Origin of the sequence: Allobosea sp. CRIB-10, assembly GCF_900112185.1 — a bacterium.
Lineage (GTDB): Bacteria > Pseudomonadota > Alphaproteobacteria > Rhizobiales > Beijerinckiaceae > Allobosea.
In genome coordinates, this window is the sequence record NZ_FOKP01000005.1 from 254512 (window position 1) to 276368 (window position 21857).

The 21857-nt window shown below is 66.4% G+C and carries 26 protein-coding genes; 19 read left to right on the forward strand and 7 right to left on the reverse strand.

Features of this window, described 5'->3' with window-relative positions; genetic code table 11:
* Window positions 1-32 precede the first annotated feature (32 nt).
* From BMZ69_RS09835 to BMZ69_RS09845, 3 genes are read left to right on the forward strand one after another with little or no spacing between them, the layout of a single operon-like run.
* The gene (locus BMZ69_RS09835) at window positions 33-1601 is read left to right on the forward strand and encodes an FAD-dependent oxidoreductase (protein ID WP_092156399.1); all 1569 of its coding nucleotides are present in this window, start codon (window positions 33-35) and stop codon (window positions 1599-1601) included.
* A complete protein-coding gene (locus BMZ69_RS09840; RefSeq protein WP_092156401.1) occupies window positions 1598-1819 on the forward strand; it encodes a DUF2783 domain-containing protein in 222 nt (73 codons plus the stop codon). Before BMZ69_RS09835 ends, BMZ69_RS09840 begins: the two co-directional genes overlap by 4 nt.
* Before the next feature lie 34 nt (window positions 1820-1853).
* Window positions 1854-2387 carry a hypothetical protein gene (locus tag BMZ69_RS09845; RefSeq protein ID WP_092156402.1) on the forward strand — a complete coding sequence of 178 codons (534 nt, stop codon included), beginning with the start codon at window positions 1854-1856 and terminating at the stop codon, window positions 2385-2387.
* Window positions 2388-2389: 2 nt separating this feature from the next.
* On the opposite strand, the gene BMZ69_RS09850 is transcribed toward BMZ69_RS09845, so the two are convergent.
* Entirely contained in the window at window positions 2390-2977 is a 588-nt protein-coding gene (locus BMZ69_RS09850; protein WP_092156403.1) for a GNAT family N-acetyltransferase, read from the reverse strand.
* Window positions 2978-3089: 112 nt separating this feature from the next.
* Here BMZ69_RS09850 and BMZ69_RS09855 point away from each other — a divergent pair, with 112 nt between their 5' ends.
* On the forward strand, window positions 3090-3605 hold the full coding sequence (locus BMZ69_RS09855; RefSeq protein WP_092156405.1) for a CreA family protein: 516 nt from the start codon (window positions 3090-3092) through the stop codon (window positions 3603-3605).
* A 21-nt stretch (window positions 3606-3626) separates the two neighbouring features.
* Here BMZ69_RS09855 and BMZ69_RS09860 read toward each other — a convergent pair whose 3' ends face one another.
* Together BMZ69_RS09860 and BMZ69_RS09865 are read right to left on the reverse strand one after the other, a co-directional pair.
* On the reverse strand, window positions 3627-3974 hold the full coding sequence (locus tag BMZ69_RS09860; RefSeq protein ID WP_092156406.1) for a hypothetical protein: 348 nt from the start codon (window positions 3972-3974) through the stop codon (window positions 3627-3629).
* An 88-nt stretch (window positions 3975-4062) separates the two neighbouring features.
* Window positions 4063-4602, reverse strand: a complete 540-nt coding sequence (locus tag BMZ69_RS09865; RefSeq protein ID WP_139219018.1) for a hypothetical protein — start codon at window positions 4600-4602, stop codon at window positions 4063-4065.
* A gap of 172 nt (window positions 4603-4774) precedes the next feature.
* Between BMZ69_RS09865 and cysS the strand changes: the two genes are divergently transcribed.
* The 4 genes from cysS to cimA all read left to right on the forward strand — a co-directional run bounded on the left by cysS (window position 4775) and on the right by cimA (window position 8787).
* A complete protein-coding gene (gene cysS / locus BMZ69_RS09870; RefSeq protein ID WP_092156408.1) occupies window positions 4775-6244 on the forward strand; it encodes a cysteine--tRNA ligase in 1470 nt (489 codons plus the stop codon).
* On the forward strand, window positions 6241-6624 hold the full coding sequence (locus BMZ69_RS09875; RefSeq protein ID WP_175506740.1) for a nucleotidyltransferase domain-containing protein: 384 nt from the start codon (window positions 6241-6243) through the stop codon (window positions 6622-6624). The genes cysS and BMZ69_RS09875 overlap by 4 nt, the downstream gene beginning before the upstream one ends.
* Complete coding sequence (locus BMZ69_RS09880; protein WP_175506741.1) at window positions 6621-7019, forward strand: HEPN domain-containing protein; 399 nt, start codon at window positions 6621-6623, stop codon at window positions 7017-7019. The genes BMZ69_RS09875 and BMZ69_RS09880 overlap by 4 nt, the downstream gene beginning before the upstream one ends.
* A 112-nt stretch (window positions 7020-7131) precedes the next feature.
* On the forward strand, window positions 7132-8787 hold the full coding sequence (gene cimA, locus BMZ69_RS09885; protein ID WP_092156412.1) for a citramalate synthase: 1656 nt from the start codon (window positions 7132-7134) through the stop codon (window positions 8785-8787).
* Window positions 8788-8823: 36 nt separating this feature from the next.
* Here the strand turns inward: cimA and BMZ69_RS09890 are convergent, their stop codons facing one another.
* Window positions 8824-9156, reverse strand: coding sequence for a hypothetical protein (locus tag BMZ69_RS09890; protein WP_092156414.1), 333 nt, complete (start codon window positions 9154-9156; stop codon window positions 8824-8826).
* A 170-nt stretch (window positions 9157-9326) separates the two neighbouring features.
* Between BMZ69_RS09890 and BMZ69_RS09895 the strand changes: the two genes are divergently transcribed.
* From BMZ69_RS09895 to BMZ69_RS09920, 6 genes are all read left to right on the forward strand, one after another.
* Complete coding sequence (locus BMZ69_RS09895; RefSeq protein WP_092156416.1) at window positions 9327-9956, forward strand: nucleoside triphosphate hydrolase; 630 nt, start codon at window positions 9327-9329, stop codon at window positions 9954-9956.
* 234 nt (window positions 9957-10190) lie between these two features.
* Complete coding sequence (locus tag BMZ69_RS09900; RefSeq protein WP_092156417.1) at window positions 10191-12101, forward strand: ABCB family ABC transporter ATP-binding protein/permease; 1911 nt, start codon at window positions 10191-10193, stop codon at window positions 12099-12101.
* A gap of 473 nt (window positions 12102-12574) precedes the next feature.
* The gene (locus BMZ69_RS09905) at window positions 12575-13423 is read left to right on the forward strand and encodes an AraC family transcriptional regulator (protein ID WP_092156419.1); all 849 of its coding nucleotides are present in this window, start codon (window positions 12575-12577) and stop codon (window positions 13421-13423) included.
* Complete coding sequence (locus BMZ69_RS09910; RefSeq protein ID WP_092156420.1) at window positions 13420-14073, forward strand: SAM-dependent methyltransferase; 654 nt, start codon at window positions 13420-13422, stop codon at window positions 14071-14073. Before BMZ69_RS09905 ends, BMZ69_RS09910 begins: the two co-directional genes overlap by 4 nt.
* Entirely contained in the window at window positions 14070-14957 is an 888-nt protein-coding gene (locus BMZ69_RS09915; RefSeq protein WP_092156421.1) for a DMT family transporter, read from the forward strand. Before BMZ69_RS09910 ends, BMZ69_RS09915 begins: the two co-directional genes overlap by 4 nt.
* 109 nt (window positions 14958-15066) lie before the next feature.
* The gene (locus BMZ69_RS09920; RefSeq protein WP_092156422.1) at window positions 15067-15570 is read left to right on the forward strand and encodes a hypothetical protein; all 504 of its coding nucleotides are present in this window, start codon (window positions 15067-15069) and stop codon (window positions 15568-15570) included.
* Between the two features lie 57 nt (window positions 15571-15627).
* On the opposite strand, the gene BMZ69_RS09925 is transcribed toward BMZ69_RS09920, so the two are convergent.
* Window positions 15628-16020 carry a hypothetical protein gene (locus BMZ69_RS09925; protein ID WP_092156424.1) on the reverse strand — a complete coding sequence of 131 codons (393 nt, stop codon included), beginning with the start codon at window positions 16018-16020 and terminating at the stop codon, window positions 15628-15630.
* Between the two features lie 111 nt (window positions 16021-16131).
* Window positions 16132-17133 (reverse strand): SDR family oxidoreductase, encoded by a 1002-nt coding sequence (locus tag BMZ69_RS09930; protein ID WP_092156425.1) that lies wholly within the window; start codon window positions 17131-17133, stop codon window positions 16132-16134.
* Between the two features lie 143 nt (window positions 17134-17276).
* On the opposite strand from BMZ69_RS09930, the gene BMZ69_RS09935 reads away from it, so the two are divergent.
* The 5 genes from BMZ69_RS09935 (at window position 17277) to BMZ69_RS09955 (ending at window position 21427) form a co-directional block, all read left to right on the forward strand.
* A complete protein-coding gene (locus BMZ69_RS09935; RefSeq protein ID WP_092156426.1) occupies window positions 17277-18932 on the forward strand; it encodes an FAD-binding dehydrogenase in 1656 nt (551 codons plus the stop codon).
* Between the two features lie 105 nt (window positions 18933-19037).
* A complete protein-coding gene (locus BMZ69_RS09940) occupies window positions 19038-19778 on the forward strand; it encodes a phosphatidylserine decarboxylase (protein ID WP_092156427.1) in 741 nt (246 codons plus the stop codon).
* A 155-nt stretch (window positions 19779-19933) separates the two neighbouring features.
* Window positions 19934-20797, forward strand: a complete 864-nt coding sequence (locus BMZ69_RS09945; protein WP_092156429.1) for a CDP-alcohol phosphatidyltransferase family protein — start codon at window positions 19934-19936, stop codon at window positions 20795-20797.
* Window positions 20798-20854: 57 nt separating this feature from the next.
* Window positions 20855-21130, forward strand: a complete 276-nt coding sequence (locus tag BMZ69_RS09950) for a type II toxin-antitoxin system ParD family antitoxin (RefSeq protein WP_092156430.1) — start codon at window positions 20855-20857, stop codon at window positions 21128-21130.
* A gap of 6 nt (window positions 21131-21136) precedes the next feature.
* Window positions 21137-21427 (forward strand): type II toxin-antitoxin system RelE/ParE family toxin, encoded by a 291-nt coding sequence (locus tag BMZ69_RS09955; protein ID WP_092156431.1) that lies wholly within the window; start codon window positions 21137-21139, stop codon window positions 21425-21427.
* 15 nt (window positions 21428-21442) lie between these two features.
* Here the strand turns inward: BMZ69_RS09955 and BMZ69_RS09960 are convergent, their stop codons facing one another.
* The gene (locus BMZ69_RS09960) at window positions 21443-21823 is read right to left on the reverse strand and encodes a hypothetical protein (RefSeq protein ID WP_139219020.1); all 381 of its coding nucleotides are present in this window, start codon (window positions 21821-21823) and stop codon (window positions 21443-21445) included.
* Window positions 21824-21857: the final 34 nt, after the last annotated feature.

Consider the following 21857-nt stretch of genomic DNA (forward strand, 5'->3'; position numbering starts at 1 on the left):
ACGTATCGCGTATCGGTCAAGGAGTTGGCTTGATGCAGCCCTTCCGCCAGTTCGCCTATCGCCGCAGCGCCGATCAGGATGCGCCGGCCCCCGCCCGGCATCCCGTCGTCATCGTCGGCGCCGGCCCGGTCGGATTGACGCTGGCGCTCGATCTGGCGCGCCGGCGGGTTCCGGTGGTGCTGATCGACGATGCCGACCGGATCGGCGAGGGCTCGCGCGCCATCTGCTTCGCCAAGCGCACGCTCGAGATCTTCGACCGGCTCGGTCTCGCGCAGGCGATGGTCGAGAAGGGCGTCACCTGGCAGAAAGGCAGGGTCTTCCGCGGCGAGATGGAGCTCTACGAGTTCGACCTGCTGCCCGAGGGCGGCCACAAGCAGCCGGCCTTCATCAATCTCCAGCAGTTCTATGTCGAGGCGGCGCTGGTCGATGCGGTTCTGGCAGAGCCGCTCGTCGATCTGCGCTGGAGCAATCGCCTGGCCGGCCTCGACAACCGCGAGGACGGGGCGAGGCTCACCATCACCACCCCGGACGGGGATTATGCCCTCGAGGCCGATTGGCTGATCGCCTGCGACGGCGCCCGCTCGCCGACCCGTGGCCTGCTCGGGCTGGAGTTCCGCGGCGAGGCCTTCGAGGACCGCTTCCTCATCGCCGATGTGAAGATGACTGCGCCGTTTCCGACCGAGCGCTGGTTCTGGTTCGATCCGCCCTTCCATTCCGGCCAGTCGGCGCTGCTGCACAAGCAGCCAGACGATATATGGCGCATCGACCTGCAGCTCGGCCCGGATGCGGACCCGGATCACGAGAAGCAGCCCGAGATCGTCCGGCCCCGGATCGAGCGCATGCTCGGCCATGCCGATTTCGCCCTCGAATGGGTCTCGGTCTACCGTTTCCAGTGCCGCCGGCTCGACAGGTTCCTGCATGGGCGTGTCGTCTTCGCTGGCGATGCCGCCCATCAGGTCTCGCCCTTCGGCGCGCGCGGCGCCAATTCCGGCATCCAGGACGCCGACAATCTCGGCTGGAAGCTGGCGCTGGTCGTGCAGGGCAAGAGCCCGGTCTCGCTGCTCGGCAGCTATGACAGCGAGCGCGTCACCGCCGCCGACGAGAACATCCTGAACTCGACGCGGGCGACCGACTTCATCGCGCCGCGCTCGCCGGGGGAGCGGCTGCTGCGCGAGGCGGCCCTCTCGCTGGCGCCGCTGACCGGCTTCGCCAAGCGCTTCGTCAATTCCGGCCGGCTGTCGGTGGCCAGTGCCTATGCCGGCTCGCCGCTCTCGAGTGAGGACGACGGCCGGGACGAAGGCCTGCCGCCGGGCGCGCCCTTCCTCGATTCGCCACTAGCCGGCGCTCCTCACGCCTGGTTGAGCGAAGTCTTGGCGGCCGGGCAGCCGGTCCTGCTTGGCGATGGTGCAGCTGCATGCGCGCCTGCCGGCGTTCTCGCGATCGAGCCTGCCGCCGGTGACGACATCTTGTGCCAGCGCTATGCCCTGAAGCACGGCGCAGCCGTGCTGTTGCGGCCGGATGGGCATGTCGCGGCCCGCTTCCGGGAGCCGAAGCGCGCTGTTGTCGAGGCCGCGGTCGAGCGGATGGAGGGCAGGAGATGAACGCCGCGGCTACCATCGCGCCTGCGGGCAAGCTCGCCCGCGAATCGCGCTTCGCCGACCCTGACGCCGCTTTCCGGCTGCTCGCCCAGGCGCATCGCGATCTCGACGAGCGCGAAAGCGCCGCGTTCAATGCCCGTCTCGTCCTGATCCTCGCCAATCACATCGGCGATGAGCAGGTCTTGCGCGAAGCCGTGGCGCTGGCGCGCGAGGCGGGCTAGGCTCAGGCCTCGACGCCTCCGGAGCCCGAGCCTGATGGAAGATCTGCCGACCTTCTACTCCACCCTGATCCCGCTCGGCTTCTTCTTCTGGGGGCCGGCGCTGGTGGTGCTGACGCTGCTGCTCTCCTGGCTCTGGGCGCGCAGCCTCAAGGTCGATCGCGCACTGGAGAGCGATTTCGACGGCTTCACCAAGGAGGACGTCGAGAAGCTGTTCTCGCTCTATGGCCCCGAGCGCCGCGCGGTCTATCGCAACAAGCTGCTGCCGGCCGATCTCGCCTTCGCGCTGGTCTATGCGATCGTCGGCGCGCTGATCGTCACCGGCCTGTCGATGCGCGGCTATCCCTGGTGGGTGGCGGCGCTCTGCGGCGGCGGCTGGCTCTTCGGCGGGCTCTGCGACATCGTCGAGAATCTCGCCCTCGCGCGCCTGCTCGATCGTTTCCCGACGCTCGATGACGGCACCGTCGCCATCGCCAGCGGCTTCACCCGGCTCAAGCTCGTCCTGACCGGGCTCGGCTTCATCGGTGCGATCGCGGCCTATTATCTCGCGTTCAAGCCGATCGCGGCCTGATTTCATTCGCCCCAGCCGGCCCGGGTTTGGCGGAAGCAGGCGGCCGGCACCGGCGGGTCGCCGATAGGCGGAGCATGCCGTGTTGTGTCGGGCTCGAAGCCGAGCCGAGTTGCGAGCTGCAATGATGCCGCGTTCTGCGGATGGGTAACGACAAGAGCCTCCGGCAGGCCGAGCACCTCGAAGCCATAGCGGAGCAACCGGGCTACCGCCTCCCGAGCGAAACCCTGTCCCCAATGCCGCGCTGCAAAGCGGTAGCTGACCTGGGCCTGCTTCGGGTCGTCGCCGTCCGGAATGAGGCCGACATAGCCGAGCGGGTTGTTCGCGTCGGCACGGGCGAGCACCGTCCAATAGCCGAGCCCACGCCCAGTATGGAGGAAGCTGCGCGCCGCGACGCCCTCGCGCCCCATCGCCGGATCGCCGACCGCCGCGATGTAACGCATCACCTCAGGATCGGCGTTGAGCGCGGCGATGAAGTCGAGCGCGATGTAACGCATCACCTCAGGATCGGCGTTGAGCGCGGCGATGAAGTCGAGATCCGCTTCGGTCCGCGGCTTGAGGAGAAGGCGCTCGCTTTCCAGCACCGGCAGCATGGTCGTCGCTCTGTCTGATGGTTCGAAGATTGCTGCGCCTGCACTGGTGCGGAACAGTCCGCCATCCCATATCCTGCCGGCCCCTCTGCGGGAATGCTCTGGGAGAAACTGGATGAGCTTTCGTCGTTGTCTTCTCGCTGCCTCGGCGCTGCTCGCGCTGGCTGGCGTCGCCGCGCCGGCCGCGGCGCAGGAGGACCTGATCTTCAAGAAGTCTACGGTCTGGAAGATGCTGACCCCGGACGACAAGCTTGCCGTCTACGGCGTCGACGATCCCGTGGTCGAGGGTGTCGCCTGCCACTACACCGTGCCCGAGAAGGGCGGCGTCTCCGGCATGTTCGGCGTCGCCGAGGAGGTCTCCGACGTCTCGCTCGCCTGCCGGCAGATCGGGCCGATCCGCTTCAAGGAGAAAGCCTCGCAGGGCGATGTCGTCTTCCGCGAGCGCCGCTCGCTGATCTGGAAGAAGATGCAGATCGTGCGCGGCTGCGACGCCAAACGCAACGTGCTGATCTACATGGTCTACACCGACAAGCTGATCGATGGTTCGCCGCAGAACTCGACCTCGAGCGTGCCGATCATGCCCTGGGGCGCGAACGGCGACGTGGCGAAATGCTCGGAATGGGTGAGGTAAGGCGCGTTCGGGGCTGCTGTTTCAGCGGAGTGTATAGCTGCCCACGTAGTTGCAGTTCGCGCCGTGGAACGGCGTGCAGGCGCCGCTCTCCGTCACCGTGAGAACACGGCCCTTGCGGCGAATGTCGAGACGGCAGATTTCGCCGTACTCCATGGCTTCGGCCACGAGTCGGTCGCCCTGGATCCGGCCGCGCGCCGAGATGACGCCGACGCAACGTCGGCTGCTGATCTCGGCATCGACCTTGAACATGCCGCCGCCGGCCGGGCGGATCGTCATGCTGATTCCAGGCGTGCGATAGCGCCCCTCGAAGGCGTCGGCCGGCAGGAGTGTCGTCAGGAGGAGGGCAGCAGCGAGAGCTGTACGGATCATGGTCGGCGGCCCCTTGTTTAGCCCCGCCAGAGCGGCGGCTGTCGCAAGGTAAGGCCCACGTCGATCCGGGAGAACTCGCGCGTCGGGATTACCCGCTGCAGGTGATGGCCAGCGGCTGCTCGGTCGCGGTTGCGTTGGCTTGGCGCGGCGTCGAGCCCGTGAAGTCCTCGGGCTTGGCGACGCCATAGGCCGTTGCCGTGCGGTGGCCTTGCGACTCGCACCAGGCGTCGGCGACGATCTGGCCGCACTCGGATTTGCTGGAAATGCAGTCGGCGACCCCGTAGCCGTCTCCGGCCGGGATCAGATAGGTGCGCTCGGCCTTGGGGGCGGCGACGGTTCCGGTTGCAGGCAGCAGCGCCAGCGACATACCGGCGCCGATGATTCCGAAGAGCCCGACCAGAGCGACGGCGCGGCGCATGATGATGTCCCTGAGACCCGACCGGGGCTGAACCTTCGACATGTCAAACTGGTTCCAAATGGTTAAGACTGCGTGAACCACGGCAATCTTGGTTGCGCGCAAACCGACCTCCGCTTGTGGCGGCATTGCGGCGGCGAGAGCACAAATCGCGGGACGGCGGAAAGACGGCGATCGACCGTTGCCAAGCTGCCACTTGACGTAAGCGCACATGACAGGCATCACGGCAGGATGACGCGAGCCCTCGCCATTATCTGCATTATTTGCCGCTAGCTTTCGCTGGCCGGCTGCTCACGTCCTCGTCATAAGCGAAAAGACAGACAGCGCCCCGGCCAGCGGCCAGGATACGCCGTTTTTATCGCCTTCTCGCCAGGACATCGCTTCGATGCAGCCGACCCTCAGGCTCTACAACACGCTGACCCGGACGAAGGAGGTCTTCACCCCCGTCGATCCCCAGAACGTGCGCATGTATGTCTGCGGCCCGACGGTCTATGACTACGCTCATATCGGCAATGCCCGGCCGGTCATCGTCTTCGACTTGCTCTACCGGCTGCTGCGGCACCTCTACGGCGACAGCCATGTCCGCTATGCCCGCAACCTCACCGACGTTGACGACAAGATCAATGCCCGCGCCGTGCGCGACTATCCCGCTCTGCCGCTGAACGAGGCGATCGCGAAGGTCACGCAGACGACGACGGCGCAGTTCCACGCCGATGTCGATGCGCTCGGCAATCTGCGCCCCGATGACGAGCCGCGCGCCACCGGCCATATCGAGGAGATGAAGGCGATCATCGAGCGCCTGATCGCCCGCGGCGTCGCCTATGTCGCAGAGGAGCACGTGCTCTTCCACGTGCCCGCCGTCACCGGCCTGAAGGACGCGCCGCGCTATGGCTCGCTCGCCCGCCGTTCGCTCGACGAGATGGTGGCTGGAGCACGAGTGGATGTCGCTCCCTACAAAAGGGATCCGATGGATTTCGTGCTGTGGAAGCCGAGCCGCGCCGGGATCGATCCGGGCTGGCCGTCGCCGGCCGGCATCAAGACGCCCGGCCGCCCCGGCTGGCACATCGAGTGCTCGGCCATGTCGATGAAGGCGCTGCTCGAGCCGTTCGGCGGTGGCCTGCAATGCGACGATCCCGCCAGGAACGTCTTCGACATCCATGGCGGCGGCATCGATCTCGTCTTCCCGCATCACGAGAACGAGCTCGCCCAGAGCTGCTGCGCCTTCGGTGCGGCGGGCGGTGCGCCGCGCATGGCGAACTACTGGATGCACAATGGCTTCCTGCAGGTCGAAGGCGAGAAGATGTCGAAGAGCCTCGGCAACTTCGTCACCATCAACGAGCTGTTGGCGACCGACACCTTCGGCGGGCGGACATGGCCCGGCGAGGTGCTGCGGCTTGCGATGCTGAAGACGCATTACCGCCAGCCGATCGACTGGACGGTGAAGGCGCTGGAGGAGGCGGAGAAGACGCTTGCCGACTGGGCTGCCGTTGCCGGGCAGGCGGAGGTCGGGCAGGTGCCCGCTGGCGTGATCGAAGCGCTGGCTGATGATCTCAACACCTCTCAGGTGCTCGCCGAGCTGCATGCCCTGCGCAAGGCCGGTGATCATGCCGGCCTGAAGGCGAGCCTTGATCTGCTCGGCATCGCCCTGCCGAAGGTAGCGGCGGCTGAGATCGACGACGCCCTGCGTGCGAAGGTCGAGGCGTCGATCGCCGCCCGTCTCGCTGCCCGCAAGGCGAAGAATTTCGCTGAATCCGATCGTCTCCGCGACGAGCTCGTCGCGATGGGCATCGTGCTCATGGACGGCAAGGACCCGGCCACCGGCGAGTTGATTACCAGCTGGGAGGTGAAGCGGTGAACGATCTCGCGGAATTGCTGGCGCCGCCGAGCGAGCCTGCAGTTTCGCGGGCGCTCGCCGCCTATCGGCAGAGGCTGGTCGACAGCTACGGTCATCGCTTCGTCGCGGCCTATCTGTTCGGCAGCCGGGCGCGTGGCGAGCATCGCTCCGACAGCGATGCGGATATTGCCATTGTGCTGAAGGCACTCGCAGGGACGCCGGTCGACGAGAAGATGCGGCTCGTCGATCTCGCCTTCGATGCCCTGACGGATACCGGGCTAATGATCCAGCCTTGGCCCTTCACGCAGGCGCAATGGGAGGGGCGGGAAGCAGGCGGACGCTTCGCCGAGCTGCTCGCAGCCGGGCGCCGCGACGGCAAGCTGATCGAGATGCAGCCATGAGGCCGCATCTGGAAAAGGCCGAGCAATCCTTGCGCTCCGCCGAGCTTCTGCTCGGCGCAGGGGATCTCGATGGCGCTGTCAATCGCGCCTACTATGCCTGTTACGACGCTGCACGCGGTACATTGGAGGCTGTCGAGGGCGTCGATACGCGCGAGATCAAGAGCCATGCCGGCCTGATCAGGCTCTTCAATCTGCGCATCGTCAAGCAAGGCCTGATGCCGCTTGCGACCGGCCGCTTGATCGGTCGTGAGGAACAGTTGCACCTGTTCGCCGATTATGGCGACGGCGTTCATGAACGGGCCGAAGCCGAACTCGCCGTCGAGCAAGAAAAGCAGTTCGTTGCCGCTTGCCTTTCACTCATCAAGATCCAAGGCAAAGAAACCAAAGAACAATGACCACCGAAGCCCCGAAGATCCGCAAGCGCGGTTCGCTCTCGATCGCGATGAAGCTCGTCATGCTCGCCATGGTGATGCCGAAGGTGCTGCGCTACCGGCTGAGGTCCAGGCTATGAGCACCTCGGCTTCCGCCACGCTGGCCGAAGCCGCGCCGCGCCAGGCCGGCGAGGCCGCGCTCGCGCGCATCCACCTCTTCGACACGACGCTGCGCGACGGCGCCCAGACCACCGGCGTCGACTTCTCGCTCGACGACAAGCGCGCGGTCGCCGGCCTGCTCGACAAGCTCGGCATCGACTATGTCGAGGGGGGCTATCCCGGCGCCAACCCGCTCGACACCGCCTTCTTCGCGAGCAAGCCGACGCAGCGGGCGAAGTTCGCCGCCTTCGGCATGACCAAGCGGGCAGGGCGCTCGGCCGCGAACGATCCCGGCATCGCCGCGTTGCTCGACGCGAAGGCCGACGCCATCGTCTTCGTCGCCAAGAGCTGGGACTATCACGTCCATGTCGCGCTCGAGATTTCGCTGGAAGACAATCTCGATGGCATCCGCGACAGCGTCGCGACCGCCAAGGCTGTCGGCCGCGAGGTGATGCTCGATTGCGAGCACTTCTTCGACGGCTACAAGGCCAATCCCGACTATGCGCTCGCCTGCGCCCGCACCGCCTATGAGGCTGGCGCGCGCTGGGTCGTGCTCTGCGACACCAATGGCGGCACCTTGCCGGACGAGGTTGGGCGCATCGTCGCCGAGGTCGCGAAGGTCGTGCCGGGCGACAATCTCGGCATCCACGCCCATGACGATTGCGGTTGCGCCGTCGCCAACTCGCTGGCGGCGGTCGAGGCCGGCGTTCGCCAGATCCAGGGCACGCTGAACGGGCTCGGCGAGCGCTGCGGCAACGCCAATCTGGTCACGCTGATCGGCGCGCTGAAGCTGAAGGAGCGCTATAACCGCCGCTTCTCGCTAGGTGTCAGTGAGGCCGAGCTCGGTGAGCTCACCCATGTCTCGCGGGCGCTCGACGAGATGCTGAACCGCGCCCCGAACCGCCACGCGCCCTTCGTCGGTGCCTCCGCCTTCGCCACCAAGGCCGGCATCCATGCCTCGGCCGTGCTGAAGGACCCGCGCACCTACGAGCATGTCGCGCCCGACCTGGTCGGCAATGTCCGGAAAGTCCTGGTTTCCGACCAGGGCGGCAAGTCGAACCTCGTCGCCGAGCTGGAACGCATCGGCGTCACCATCGGCCGCGACGATCCGCGGCTCTCGCGCGTGCTGGAGGAGCTGAAGGAGAAGGAGGCGCAGGGTTATGCCTTCGAGGGGGCGGATGCCTCGTTCTACCTGCTTGCCAAGCGCATCCTCGGCGAGCTGCCTGATTACTTCGAGATCGAGCGCTTCACCGCCAATGTCGAACGCCGCTACAATGCGCTTGGCGAGCTAGTCACCTTCTCGGAGGCGATCGTCAAGGTGAAGGTCGGCGAGGAATCGCTGATCTCGGTCGCCGAAAGCGCGCTCGGCCCGGTCAACGCGCTCGATCTCGCCTTGCGCAAGGATCTCGGCCGCTACCAGTCGCTGATCGGTGGCCTGAGGCTGGTCGACTACAAGGTCCGCGTCTTCCAAGGCGGCACCGACGCTGTCACCCGCGTCCTGATCGAATCCGCCGACGAGACCGGCGAGCGCTGGACCACGGTCGGCGTCAGCGCCAACATCATCGATGCCTCGTTCCAGGCACTGGTCGATTCGATCACTTACAAGCTGATGCGCGAAGGCGCGACGGCATGAGGACGCCCTTCTCCCCCGAGGGGAGAAGGTGAAGGGTCACTCCGTCAGGCGCAGCGACTTCTCCTTGCAGAGGTCGATGCCGTCATTGTCGCTCTCGCTCTCGTCGCTGAACTTGCCGAGCAGATAGTAGCTGCAGCCGGCCGGCTTGTTGAGCTTGACCATGGCGCTCTTGCCGGGCGCCAGCGGCTTGGCGAGCTTGCCGACGAGCCGAGCCTGCTCGCCCGTGGTGGTGATCTCCAGCGACTCGAGCGGGACGGTGCGGGCATTGGTGATCTTGATCTGCGTTGGCGGGCGTGATTGCGCGAGGGCCGGCACCACAGGCAGCAGCGCAAGCGCGCAGGCAGCGGGAAGAATGCGTCGAAGCATCATGGGCGTCTTCTCCTGGCGTCAGCCTTAAAGGCTTTCGGCCAGTCTGCCATCGCAGTTGCGACGAGAACAAGGCAGGGTAGACGTCGCTTCATGGCGGCAGCGGCCGGTTGCAGCTTTGGCAAGCCTTGTCGATCTTGCGGCGAAGAGTTGGGAGAGCCGGCCCCTTGACCATGCAGACCGCCGAAGACATCGCTACCCGCATTGCCGCGCGAGCTCGCGGCCTGCGCCGTATCGTAGTCGCGCTTGCTGGGGCTCCGGGCGCAGGCAAGTCGATGTTGAGCGAGCGCCTGCTTGCCGCGTTGCCAGCAGGCGAGGCGGCGCTGGTGCCGATGGACGGTTTCCATTTCGACAATGCCGTGCTCGATCAGATGGGCATGAGAAACCGCAAGGGCGCGCCCGAGACCTTCGACTACGCCGGCCTCGCGGCGACGCTGTGGCGCATCCGGTCGCGCGGAGGCCCGGTCGCGGTGCCGGTCTTCGATCGCAAGGCCGATCTCGCCCGTGCCGGTGCGGCGATCGTCCCGGCCGATGCGCGTTTCGTACTGGTCGAGGGCAACTACCTCCTGCTCGACAGGGCGCCATGGTCCGGCCTCGCGTCGTTCTTCGACCTGACGATCTTCATCGAGGTGCCGTTGGCCGAGCTGGAACACCGGCTGCTCGCTCGTTGGCGGGACTTTGGCAGGGGCGAGGAGGCCGCGCGCGCCTGGGTCGAGGGCAACGACCTGCCCAATGCGCGGCTGGTGATCGAAGGCAGCCGCTCAGCCGACATCATCTGGAAGAATGGCGTCGCCACACGCTGATCGGCTTCAAGATCAAGCGCTGGTCGTCCCGGGCGACCGAAGGGAGACGCGGGACGCATTCCGGAACCTCAATCGGAAAAGCTCCGGAATGGGTCCCGGATCTCCGCTTCGCTGCGTCCGGGACGACACTGCTACCAGCATCAACGCAAAAGCGACTTCGGTAATTTCTTCTCCCGCCCCCTGCATTCCCCAGAGAATCCGCCTATATCGGCGGTTCCATTTGGAAGCATTTCAATGTCATCGCCTGCCACGCCGGCTCCGGCGCCCCTCGCGCGTTCGGCCGTGCTCCAGCCCGGCTCCGGCTTCATCGCTACCTTCCAGGCACTCTGGCCTTATCTCTGGCCGCCGGAGCGGGCCGATCTGCGCCAGCGCGTGATCGCCGCCTTCGTGTTGCTGGTGATCGGGCGCCTCGTGCTGATGGGTGTGCCCTTCACCTTCAAATGGGCGACGGACGCGCTCGCCAACAACCCGACGACGCTGTCGAGCTGGCTGCCCTGGCTCGTCGGCGCGCCGCTGGCGCTGACGGTGATCTACGGTTTTGCCCGCGTCGGATCGGCCGCCTTCGTGCAATTGCGCGACGCGATCTTCGCGCCCGTCTTCATGCACGCGGTCCGCACGCTGGCGCTGCAGACCTTCGGCCACCTCCATCACCTCTCGCTGCGCTTCCACTTGGAGCGCAAGACTGGTGGCTTGACCCGCGTGCTCGAGCGCGGCCGCAACGGCATCGAGGAGATGGTCCGTCTCGGCCTCAACCAGCTCGTGCCAGTGATCATCGAGGTCGCCCTGATCATCGCCGTGCTGCTCTGGCTGTTCGACTGGCGCTATGTCGTGGTGCTGGTGACGATGGTGGTCGGCTACATGGCCTACACCATCAAGGCCACCGAATGGCGCATCGCCATCCGCGCCCAGATGAACGAATCCGACACCGACGCCAACGCCAAGGCGATCGACTCGCTGCTGAATTACGAGACGGTGAAGTATTTCGGCGCCGAGGCGCGCGAGACCGCCCGCTACGACCTCTCGATGGCGCGCTATGAGCGCAACTCGATCAAGGCCTACACCTCGCTCGCCTGGCTGAATTTCGGCCAGGCCGCAATCTTTGCCATCGGCCTCACCATTTCGATGGTGATGTGCGTGCGCGGCTTCCAGGCCGGCACCAACACGGTCGGCGATTTCGTGCTGATCAACGCCATGCTGATCCAGCTCTATCTGCCGCTGAATTTCATGGGCACGGTCTATCGCGAGATCAAGCAGGCGACGCTCGACATCGAGCAGATGTTCTCGCTGATCGGCCGCGACCCGGAGATCCAGGACAAGCCGGGCGCGCCGCCGCTCGACGTCCGCGCCGGCACCGTCACCTTCGAGGACGTCCATTTCGCCTATGTACCGGAGCGGCCGATCCTGCGCGGCATCTCCTTCGAGGTTCCGGCCGGCAGGACGGTCGCGATCGTCGGTCCATCGGGCGCCGGCAAGTCGACGATCTCGCGCCTGCTCTTCCGCTTCTACGAACCCCAGCGAGGCCGCATCCTGATCGACGGCCAGGACATTGCCGAAGTCCAGCAGGTCTCGCTGCGCTCGGCGATCGGCATGGTCCCGCAAGACACGGTGCTGTTCAACGACACCATCGAGTACAATCTGCGCTATGGCCGCCCCGAGGCGACACAGGAAGAGATCGAGGACGCGGCGCGCCTCGCCCAGATCGACCGCTTCATCAAGTCGCTGCCGGAAGGCTACCAGACCTCGGTCGGCGAGCGTGGCCTCAAGCTCTCCGGCGGCGAGAAACAGCGCGTCGCCATCGCCCGCACCATCCTGAAGGGGCCGCCGGTGCTGGTGCTGGACGAGGCGACCTCTGCACTCGATTCCTTCACCGAGAAAGAGATCCAGGACGCGCTCGACCGGGTCAGCGAGGGACGCACCACTTTGGTGATCGCCCACCGGCTCTCGACCGTGGTCAACGCCGACGAGATCATCGTCCTCGACAAGGGGCTGATCGTCGAGCGCGGCCATCACCGGGAACTGCTCGCGGCCGACGGCGTCTATGCCGCGCTCTGGAACCGCCAGCGCCAGGTCGACGAAGCCAAGGCGACGCTGCAGCGCGCCACTCAGGAAGAGGGCGAGAGCGTCAGGGTCAGCCTGACGCAGTGAGGACGCAAATCGTCGGACGTCTTCGTGCGCCGGGAAATTTTTCGCGGCGTCGTTGATTCCTGCCCAAAATCGCGCATATCGAATGTACGACGCCAGCACAGGCCGGGGCGCCCCGGCCGAGGTGGCCTTCGGGTCGTCGTTTGCTTCTTTCTGGTTTGCGATCGCCCCGGCGTCGCAGCTTCTTTCTCCGTCCCATTCCGCAATCCAGGCGCACGCAGCGCCCGACATGACGAGGCGCGCGGCCCCAACCGGAGCCCGACCATGATCATCGCCGGCTACGCCCTTCTGGCAATCGGCTACACGCTTCTGGCCTTCGCCGCCCTGACCGGCATCGGCCACTGAACAAGACCCCGCCCCGGAGCAAAGCTCCGGGGCGGCGGCTTCGGAGGGAGCGCTGGCGGTTGTGGACGAACGATCAAGCGGGCCATCATTTGGGATGATAGTCACGGGTCTCTCAAGGGAGGAGCCGGGGCATGTCGCTTGCCGACAAGGCGCTTTGGGTGATGGAGCGCAATTCGAGCCGGGAGCTGACGCTCGGCTCGATCGCGGCGGCCTGCAACGTCTCGCGCTCGCACCTCGCCAACGCGTTCGGAACGGCGAGCGGCTGGCCAGTCATGGCTTATCTCCGGGCGCGCCGATTGAGCGAGGCTGCCAAGCGCCTGGCGGCCGGTGCCCCCGACATCCTCTCTGTCGCGCTCGAATTCGGCTACGGCTCGCACGAGGCCTTTACGCGCGCCTTTCGCGACCAGTTCGGCGCCACGCCGGAGGAAGTCCGCAATAGCGGCAGCACCGAGCGGATCGAGCTCGTCGCGCCGTTGCGATTGACGAATGGCTGCGCTCGAACGCCGATCCCGACCGTGCGGGAGCTGCGCCGGCTGCGTCTCGTCGGCCTGTCGGCACCATGCTCGTACGATTCGGCAATCGGGATACCGGCGCAATGGCAGGCGTTCATGTGCGACCACTACGCCGACATCGCCGACAAGGCACCGGGCATACCGATCGGCGTCTGCCGTGCGCCGGATGAGGACGGCTGCTTCGAGTATATGTGCGCTGCCGAGGTCAGTTCGTCTGCCGTGCAGCGAAAGCCGCTCGCCGCCTTGGAGATCGAACCGGGGAACTATGCGGTCTTCGAGCATCGCGACCACATCTCGACGATCTTCGATACCTACACGGCGATCTGGAACGAGGCATTGCCCGCCGCCGGGCTCAACGCGGCGAACGCTCCCGTGCTCGAATTCCACAATGACGACTTCGACCCGGGCACCGGGCTCGGCGGCCTGACGATCTGGATTCCCCTGGAGCGCGAGGGACGTGGGAGATGAGTGTACCGGAAACACCCAAGGATGGCGGAGAAGCGAGCCGCTCGGCCTCCAACACCTCGACCCTCGCCGGTTACGAGGGCTGTGCCGACGAGTATGCGGAAACGACCGCGCCCAAGCCGGAGGCGGATGACCAGCCGGCGCTGGTCGAGCTGCTGAAGGCACTCGAGCCCGGAAGCCGCCTGCTCGAGATCGGCTCCGGCCCGGGCTGGGACGCCGATTGGCTCGAGGAAAGAGGGCTCGTCATCAGGCGTACCGACGGCGCGGACTCCTTCGTGCAGTTCCAGGTGTCGCGTGGCCGCCAAGCCGAACGCCTCGATGTGATCGGCGACCCGCTCGGCGGTCCCTATGACGGCGTCGTCGCGCTGCACGTGCTCCAGCATGTCGAGCGCGAAATCCTGCCTTCCGTCTTCGCCAGAATCGCAGAGGCGATCCGCGACGGCGGCGTCTTCCTGCTCGCGCTCCGGGAAGGGCAGGGCGAGAGCGCCGAGATCGGCTCGAAGGGCAACGAGTACTACGTCGCCCTCTGGCCGCGCGCTGAAATCATCGCCGTTTTGGCGGCACTCGACCTCGGCCTGCTCTGGTCGAACTCCTTCGAAGGGCGTGAAGGCCGCTGGCTGACCGCCTTGTTCAGAAAGGGCCTGCCCGCATGAGCCGGAAAGCCTTGCTGCTCTTCCTCGCCCTCGGCGTGATCTGGGGCGTGCCTTATCTGCTGATCCGGATCGCCGTCGCCGACTACCACCCGGTCATCGTGGCGTTCGGGCGTGCGGCGATCGGTGCCCTGGTGCTGTTGCCCTTCGCGATACGTGGCGGCGGCATCATGGCCGGCTTCCGCAAGCCGGGCTGGCTGATCCTGTTCACGCTGGCCGAGATCAGCGGGCCCTGGTTCCTGATCGGCTTCGCCGAGACGCGGGTCACGAGCTCGCTCGCCGGCCTGATCATCGCGCTGACGCCGATCCTCGCGGCGATCCTGGGTGTCGTGCTCTCGCAGGAGCGGCTTGGCACAGGCCGGCTCATCGGTCTCGGCCTCGGTTTGGCCGGTGTCGTCGCTCTGCTCGGCTTCGACGAGCAGCCGACCGAGCTCCTGCCAGTGCTGGCCCTGGGCGCGAGTGCATTCGGTTATGCGCTGGGGCCGATCATCGTGGCACGCAGGCTCGCCGATGCCGACGATGGCGCGGTGGTCGTCGCCTCGCTCATCGTCGCATCCGTCATCTATCTGCCCTTCGTCCCCGCATATTGGCCGGCGCGTTTCCCGTTGGATGCATCGCTCGCAGTGATCGCTCTCGCCGTCGTCTGCACGGCCCTGGCCTTCCAGCTGCTGTTCGCGCTCATTGCCGAAGTCGGCGCGTCGCGGGCGACGGTGATCGCCTATCTCAATCCGGCCGTGGCGGTGCTGCTGGGAGTGAGCATACTCGGTGAGCCGTTCTCCTTCGCGCTGCTGCTGGGTTTCGCGCTGATCGTCGCCGGTTCCTATTTCTCCACGGCGCGAAAGCCTCTCGACGGCGAGCCCGCCGAGACTCGGGCGGCGGCGGAATGATCCATCTGAGAATCCTTCCAGAATAGCCCTCGCCAGCCTGCTCCAAGGTTGGCAGTATCGCATCCGCAGCGACCGCGGGGTTGCTGCGGCCGAAGCGGGGGGCTTCATCATGTTCGTGCTCGATCCGACCACTTTGGTCGGCTTCCATACCTGGCTCAGCATCATCGCGATCGTCGCCGGCATCCCGATGACGGCGGCGCTCTTGAAGGGCCATCTCAGCCAACGCTGGAACGGCGTTTATCTCTCGACTTCGGCCGCGACCGACATCACCGGCTACGTCTTCCCGTTCAGCGGCGTGCTGCCGTCGCATATCGTCGGGGCGATCTCGCTCCTCTTGCTGGCGATCGCCGCGGTCGCCCTCTACGGCAAGGGCTTGCAGGGAGCCTGGCGCCGGACCTACGCGATCACGGCGGTGCTCTCCTTCCATCTCTTGATCTTCGTGCTGGTCGCGCAGCTATTCCTCAAGGTGACCGTGCTGCACGACATGGCGCCGACGCAGAGCGAACCGCCTTTCGCCATCGCCCAGGGCATCGTGCTCGCCATCTTCCTGGCGCTGACGGTGCTGGCGGCAAGGCGCTTCGGCAATGGGGTGAATTTCGCCCGGCCGGCATAAAAAAGGGCGGCCTGGAGGCCGCCCAAGTTCTCACCATGCCGGTCTTCCGACGCAGCCTCAGTCGCGGTCGACGTCGACGATTTCGCCGCGCCAGTTGATCTCGACGCGAAGGTCGTCGCCCCGCCTGTCGGTGCCGTCGATCACCCAGACATTGCCGCTCCAGCGGGCCTGGTCGATATCGGCGACGCCGTTGCGCCGGGCGATCCTGATCGCCTCGCGCTGCGAGATCATGTCGTAGCGGGCCCCGTCATAGCTGCCCCGGTCAGCGCCGCGGCGATAGTCATCGGGCTTGTAGGTGCCACCCCGATAGGGCGCATTGTCGTAGCTGGTCGGGCCCCGCTCATATTTCGGAATGCTGTTCTCCGGCCGCAGGTCGACGCCCTGCGCCATAGCCGCGAGCGACGACACCGCGAGCGCGCCTGCCACCAGTCCGATCTTCAGAGGTCTCATCCTCATCCTCCGGGTTGATGATGTATCCTGTTGTTTTAACCGCTGCGGCGAGGATGCGTTCCAAAGGCTTTCGTGACCATTTTGCGGCAAATCTTTAAACTACCCAATGGTCTAGCCGTGTCCGCCGATGACCGGCAGGATCTCGCCGGTGATGTAGCTGGAGCACTGCGGCGAGGCGAGGAAGACATAGGCCGGCGCAATCTCCTCAGGCTGCGCCGGCCGCTTCATCGGCACTTTCGAACCGAACTCCGCCACCGCCTCGGCCGGCCGGTCCGACGGGTTGAGCGGTGTCCAGACCGGCCCGGGCGCAACGGCGTTGACCCTGATCCCGCGCGGCAGAAGATGCGCCGCCAGCGAGCGGGTGAAGGCGTGGATGCCGCCCTTGGTCGTGGCGTAGTCGATCAGTTCCTTGCTGCCATCCAGGCCGACCACCGAGCCGGTGTTGACGATCGCGCTGCCCTTGCCGAGATGCGGCAGCGCCGCCTGCGTCAGATGGAAATAGCCGTGCAGATTGGTGCGGATCGTCGTGTCGAAATGCTCCTCGCTCAGATCCTCGAAGCGTGGCGCGTGCACCTGGAAGGCGGCGTTGTTGACGAGGATGTCGAGGCTGTCGAGCGCTTTCACCGTCTTCGCGACGGCGTTCCGGCAGAAGGATGAATCGCGGATATCTCCGGAAATGGCGATTCCCTTGCGGCCTTCCGTCTCGATCGCCGCCAACGTGTCGTGCGCATCAGCGTCCTCGCCGAGATGCAGGATCGCGACGTCGGCGCCTTCGCGCGCAAACAGGACAGCGACAGCCCGGCCGATACCCGAATCGCCACCGCTGATCAGCGCGACCTTGCCTTCGAGCTTGCCAGAGCCCTTGTAGAAGGGCGCGTCGTACATCGGCGCCGGGTCGAGCGCTGCCTCCAAGCCGGGTTTGGCCTGATGCTGAGGCTTGAATGGCGGCACTGGATAGGGCCGCGCACCGGCCTGCACCGCGCCATCCTTCTTCTTCACGGGGCGGGCATCGGCGCGGGCGATCTCCTTCTGAATGCGCCGCTGCTGCTTTGCTGCCGCCTTCACCGCTTTGGGCGTCTTCTCGTCCTTCCGCTTCACTGCGGCCTTGGCCATCGTCGCCTCCTTGCGCGCGTCTTTCGTTCTTTCGGCAACGTGTCGTTCCCGCGCCGGTTCCGCCGCCGGTCGGTGATGCCCTTGCGGTCCGCCGATTTCTCGGCAAGCTCAACCGCAACGGGAAGTCGGTTGCGGGGAGGAGCATGGCGCTCGAAGGGGATGTGGTCGTCGTCGGTGCGGGCCTTGCCGGCCTCGTCGCCGCCTCCGAGCTGGCCGATGCCGGCCGGAAGGTGATCGTCGTCGAGCAGGAGCCGCGCGTCAGCCTCGGCGGCCAGGCGCACTGGTCGTTCGGCGGGCTCTTCCTGATCGATTCGCCCGAGCAGCGCCGCCTGCGCATCAGGGATTCGCTCGCTCTGGCGCGGCAGGACTGGTTCGGCGCGGCCGGCTTCGACCGCGAGGAGGATCATTGGCCCAAGGCATGGGCCGAGGCCTATCTCGATTTCGCCGCCGGCGAGAAGCGCAGCTGGCTGCATCAACAGGGCATGCGGTGGTTCCCGGTCGTCGGCTGGGCCGAGCGCGGCGGCTATCTCGCCACCGGCCATGGCAACTCCGTGCCGCGCTTCCACGTTACCTGGGGCACCGGCCCTGGCGTGCTCGAACCTTTCCTGCGCCGGGTCGCGGAGGCCGAGGCGAAAGGGCTGATCGACCTGCGTTTCCGCCACCGCGTCACCGGCCTGACGCGCAGCGGCGGCGCGATCGACGGCATCGAGGGCGAGGTTCTGGAAGACAGTCCGGTCGAACGCGGGCAGGCGAGCTCGCGCACCGTGACCGGCAGCTTCGCGATCAAGGCGCAGGCCGTGATCGTAGCCTCCGGCGGCATCGGCGGCAATCACGAGCTCGTCCGCCGCAACTGGCCGCAGCGCCTCGGTGAGCCGCCGAAGCGCATGCTCTCCGGCGTGCCGGCCCATGTCGACGGCAGGATGCTCGCCGTGGCGGAGGCCGCCGGCGGCCGGCTGATCAATGGCGACCGGATGTGGCACTATGTCGAGGGCATCGCCAACTGGGCCCCGATCTGGCCGGCGCATGCGATCCGCATCCTGCCCGGCCCGTCCTCGCTCTGGTTCGACGCGCGCGGCAACCGCCTGCCGGTGCCGCTCTTTCCCGGCTTCGACACGCTCGGCACGCTCGAATATCTGCGCAGGACCGGCTTCGACCATTCCTGGTTCGTGACCAGCCGCAGCATCGTCGCCAAGGAGTTCGCGCTCTCCGGCTCCGAGCAGAACCCCGACCTTACCGGCAAGAGCTGGCGCCAGGTGATCCAGCGCGCCCGGGCCGGCATGCCGGCTCCGGTCCAGGCCTTTCTCGACAAGGGTGAGGACTTCATCGTCGAGACCGATTTTTCGCGGCTGGTCGCCCGGATGAACGCGCTCGGCGGCGCCGGACTGATCGAGGAGGCGCATCTGCGGGCGCAGATCGAGGCGCGCGACCGCGACGCCGACAACCCCTATGGCAAGGACCTGCAGGTGACGGCGCTGCGCGGCGCCCGCGCCTATCTCGGCGACCGGCTGATCCGCACGGCAAAACCGCATCGCATTCTCGACCCGGCCCATGGCCCGCTCGTCGCGGTCCGCCTCAACATCCTGACGCGCAAATCTCTGGGCGGGCTGATGACCGACCTGTCGGCGCGCGTATTGGGCGCGGATGGCGAGCCCGTGCCCGGGCTCTACGCGGTCGGCGAAGCCGCCGGCTTCGGTGGCGGCGGGCTGCACGGCTATCGTGCGCTGGAAGGCACCTTCCTCGGTGGCTGCCTGTTTTCGGGACGCGTGGCGGGGAGGGCGGCGGCGCAGGCGGTGGGCTAGGGATTGATTGTCGCGCCATCCTCGCGCCTCTTTCGCAAAAGCCCGCAAAAGCCTAAACAGCTACGCCGTCTTGCGGCCTCAACCCCGCCGCGAAGGCGCTGCCAGATGCGCGCGCCGCGCCAACAAGAGCAACAGGACTTTACGCCCATGTCTCTCGTCGACTCCGTCCGCCGGACGATCGTGCCGATCCACAAGGAAGGCTATGTCTTCATCGCCGTCGGCGTGGTGGCGACGCTGGTCCTCGGCCAGCTCTGGGGGCCCTTCGGCTGGATCGGAACGCTGATCACGCTATGGATCTGCTATTTCTTCCGAGATCCCGTCCGCATCGTGCCGCAGCGCGAGGGGCTGGTGATCTCGCCGGCCGACGGCCGCATCAGCCAGATCGCCACCGCCGTGCCGCCGCCGGAGCTGGAACTGCCGGCCGAGCCGATGACGCGCATCTCGGTGTTCATGAACGTCTTCGACTGCCATGTGAACCGCAGCCCCGTCGCCGGCCGCCTGCTCAAGATGGCCTATACGCCCGGCCTCTTCCTCAATGCCGAGCTCGACAAGGCGAGCGAGGACAATGAGCGCAATGCGCTGGCGATCGAGACGCCGGCCGGCACCATCGCCGTCGTCCAGATCGCCGGGCTTATCGCCCGCCGCATCGTGCCCTTCGTCAAGGAGGGCGATCCGCTCGGCCAGGGCGAGCGCTTCGGGCTGATCCGCTTCGGCTCGCGCGTCGACGTCTACCTGCCGCAGGGCGTCGTCCCGCTGGTCGGCGAGGGCCAGACCGCGATCGCCGGCGAGACCGTGCTGGCGGATTTCTCAGGCAATGACACGGGCCGGGTGTTCCGGGGGATTTGATCCAAAGCCGTCATTCTCGGGCGGCGCGCAGCGCGGACCCGTGAATCTTGTGACAAGACGGCAATGCCTCCTGGTTCTGAGATGCTCGGGTCAAGCCCGAGCATGCCCGGGACCCCGCCTAGCCTCCCACCTGAAAACCGCGTATTCCGGCTGATATGAGCGACCTCTTTCCGCCTTTCGAGCCCGAGCGCGTCGAGACCAAGCGCGCGCGTTTCAAGCCGATCCCGTTCCGGCTGATCGCGCCGAACGTCATCACGCTGCTGGCGCTCTGCCTCGGCCTGACCGCGATGCGCCTGGTCGTCGAGGGGAAGCTTGAGACCGCGACGATTTGCATCCTGATCGCGGCGGCGCTCGACGGCGTCGACGGCCGCCTCGCCCGCCTGCTCAAGGGCACCTCGCGCTTCGGCGCCGAGCTTGATTCGCTCTCTGATTTCGTCAATTTCGGCGTCGCCACCGGTTATGTGCTCTGGGTCTTCGTGCTGCACGACCTGAAGTCGTTCGGCTGGATCATCGTGCTGACGCTGGCCTGCGCCATGGCGCTGCGGCTCGCGCGGTTCAACGTGATGATCGACGACCCGAATCGGCCGGAATGGCAGAAGAATTTCTTCGTCGGCATGCCGGCCCCGGCCGGCGCGATCACCGCCATGCTGCCGCTCTATCTCCAATTCATCGGTGTGCCGGTGCAGGACTATGGCGCGCCCTTCGTCGGCCTCTACATCCTATTCATCGCCTTCCTGACGATCTCGCGCATCCCCTGCTATGCCGGCAAGACCCTCGGCACCCGCATTCCGCGCGACCAGGTGCTGCCGATCTTCGTCGCCGTCGTCATCGTCGCCGGCCTGCTCTTCGCCTATCCCTTCGAGGTGCTCGCGCTGATCGTCGTCGCCTATCTCGCGCTGATCCCGGTCAGCGTCGCGCGCTACCGTAAGCTGGAACGTGAGCATGCTGCGGCTGTTCCGGCCGGTATCCCGGCCAATGGGCCGACACCGGCGGCCGAAGAGGTTCCGCCGCAGGCCTGACGGTCGAATGCCTTATGCGTTCTTGTTAGGAATTGTGAGGCGCGTTATCGTGTCGGCATGAAATCCGACACCATGCGCCCCCTGACGATCTCGCTTTCCCCCCAGCAGCTCGCGCGCCTGAGCAAGGCCGTCGAGAGCGGCGCCTACGCCTCGAACAGCGAGGTCGTCCGCGATGCGCTGAGGCTCTGGGAACAGCGCGAAGAGCTGCGCGAGCTGGAGATCACCCGGCTGAAACAGGCTTATGAGGAAGGGCTGGCGAGCGGCGAGCCGATCGATGGCGAAGTCGTCTTTGCTCGCATCCGCAACCGTCTCTTCGGCAGCAAGGCGGGTTGAGATCGGATGGGCTTTCGCGTCCTGCCTCGTGCCGAAGCGGATATCGAAGCCATCGCGGATTATATCAATGCCGATAGCCCGTTTGCGGCTCGCAAATGGCTCGATGATCTCTACGAGCATTTTCAGAGGCTGGGACACATGCCTGGAATCGGAGTGCTCAGGTCGGAAATCAACCTGCGCTTACGTCTCTTTCCGTTCGGCAGCTATCTCGTCCTCTATCATGAGGAAACCCATGGCATCGATGTCATCCGTGTCGTGCACGGCAGGCGCGATCCCGAAACCTGGCTGAGCAGTTGATGGGTGGCTGCCGAACTACCGCGAACGCCCCGCCAGCCGGCTGGCATTGGCGCGGGTGCGCCGCGAGAAAGGCTCCAGCGTGTTGTGGACCGCCTTGGCCGTCGCTTCGCCGAGCCCGTTCGGGGTCAGCGGGTTGAGTGCCATGCTCCACCAGAACAGCGCTGCGGCATGGCCGAGGGCGAAACTGCTCTCCGCCATGGCCGCGGCCTTCTCGACCACAGCCTTGCTCGCCTCGCGCTGGCCCTTGGCGTCGCCGAGCGCGCCCTTGGCCAGGATCGGCAGCCGCATCGTAATCGTGAGCGCGGCGTCGACCTGCATCGCCGTCATCTTGGCGAGAACGCTTTGCGCATCCGCAGCCCGTGCGACAGTCGAGCCTGATCGAGTCCGTGACGCCATGGCTAAAGCTCTCCGTTGACGAGAAGGCGGCCGC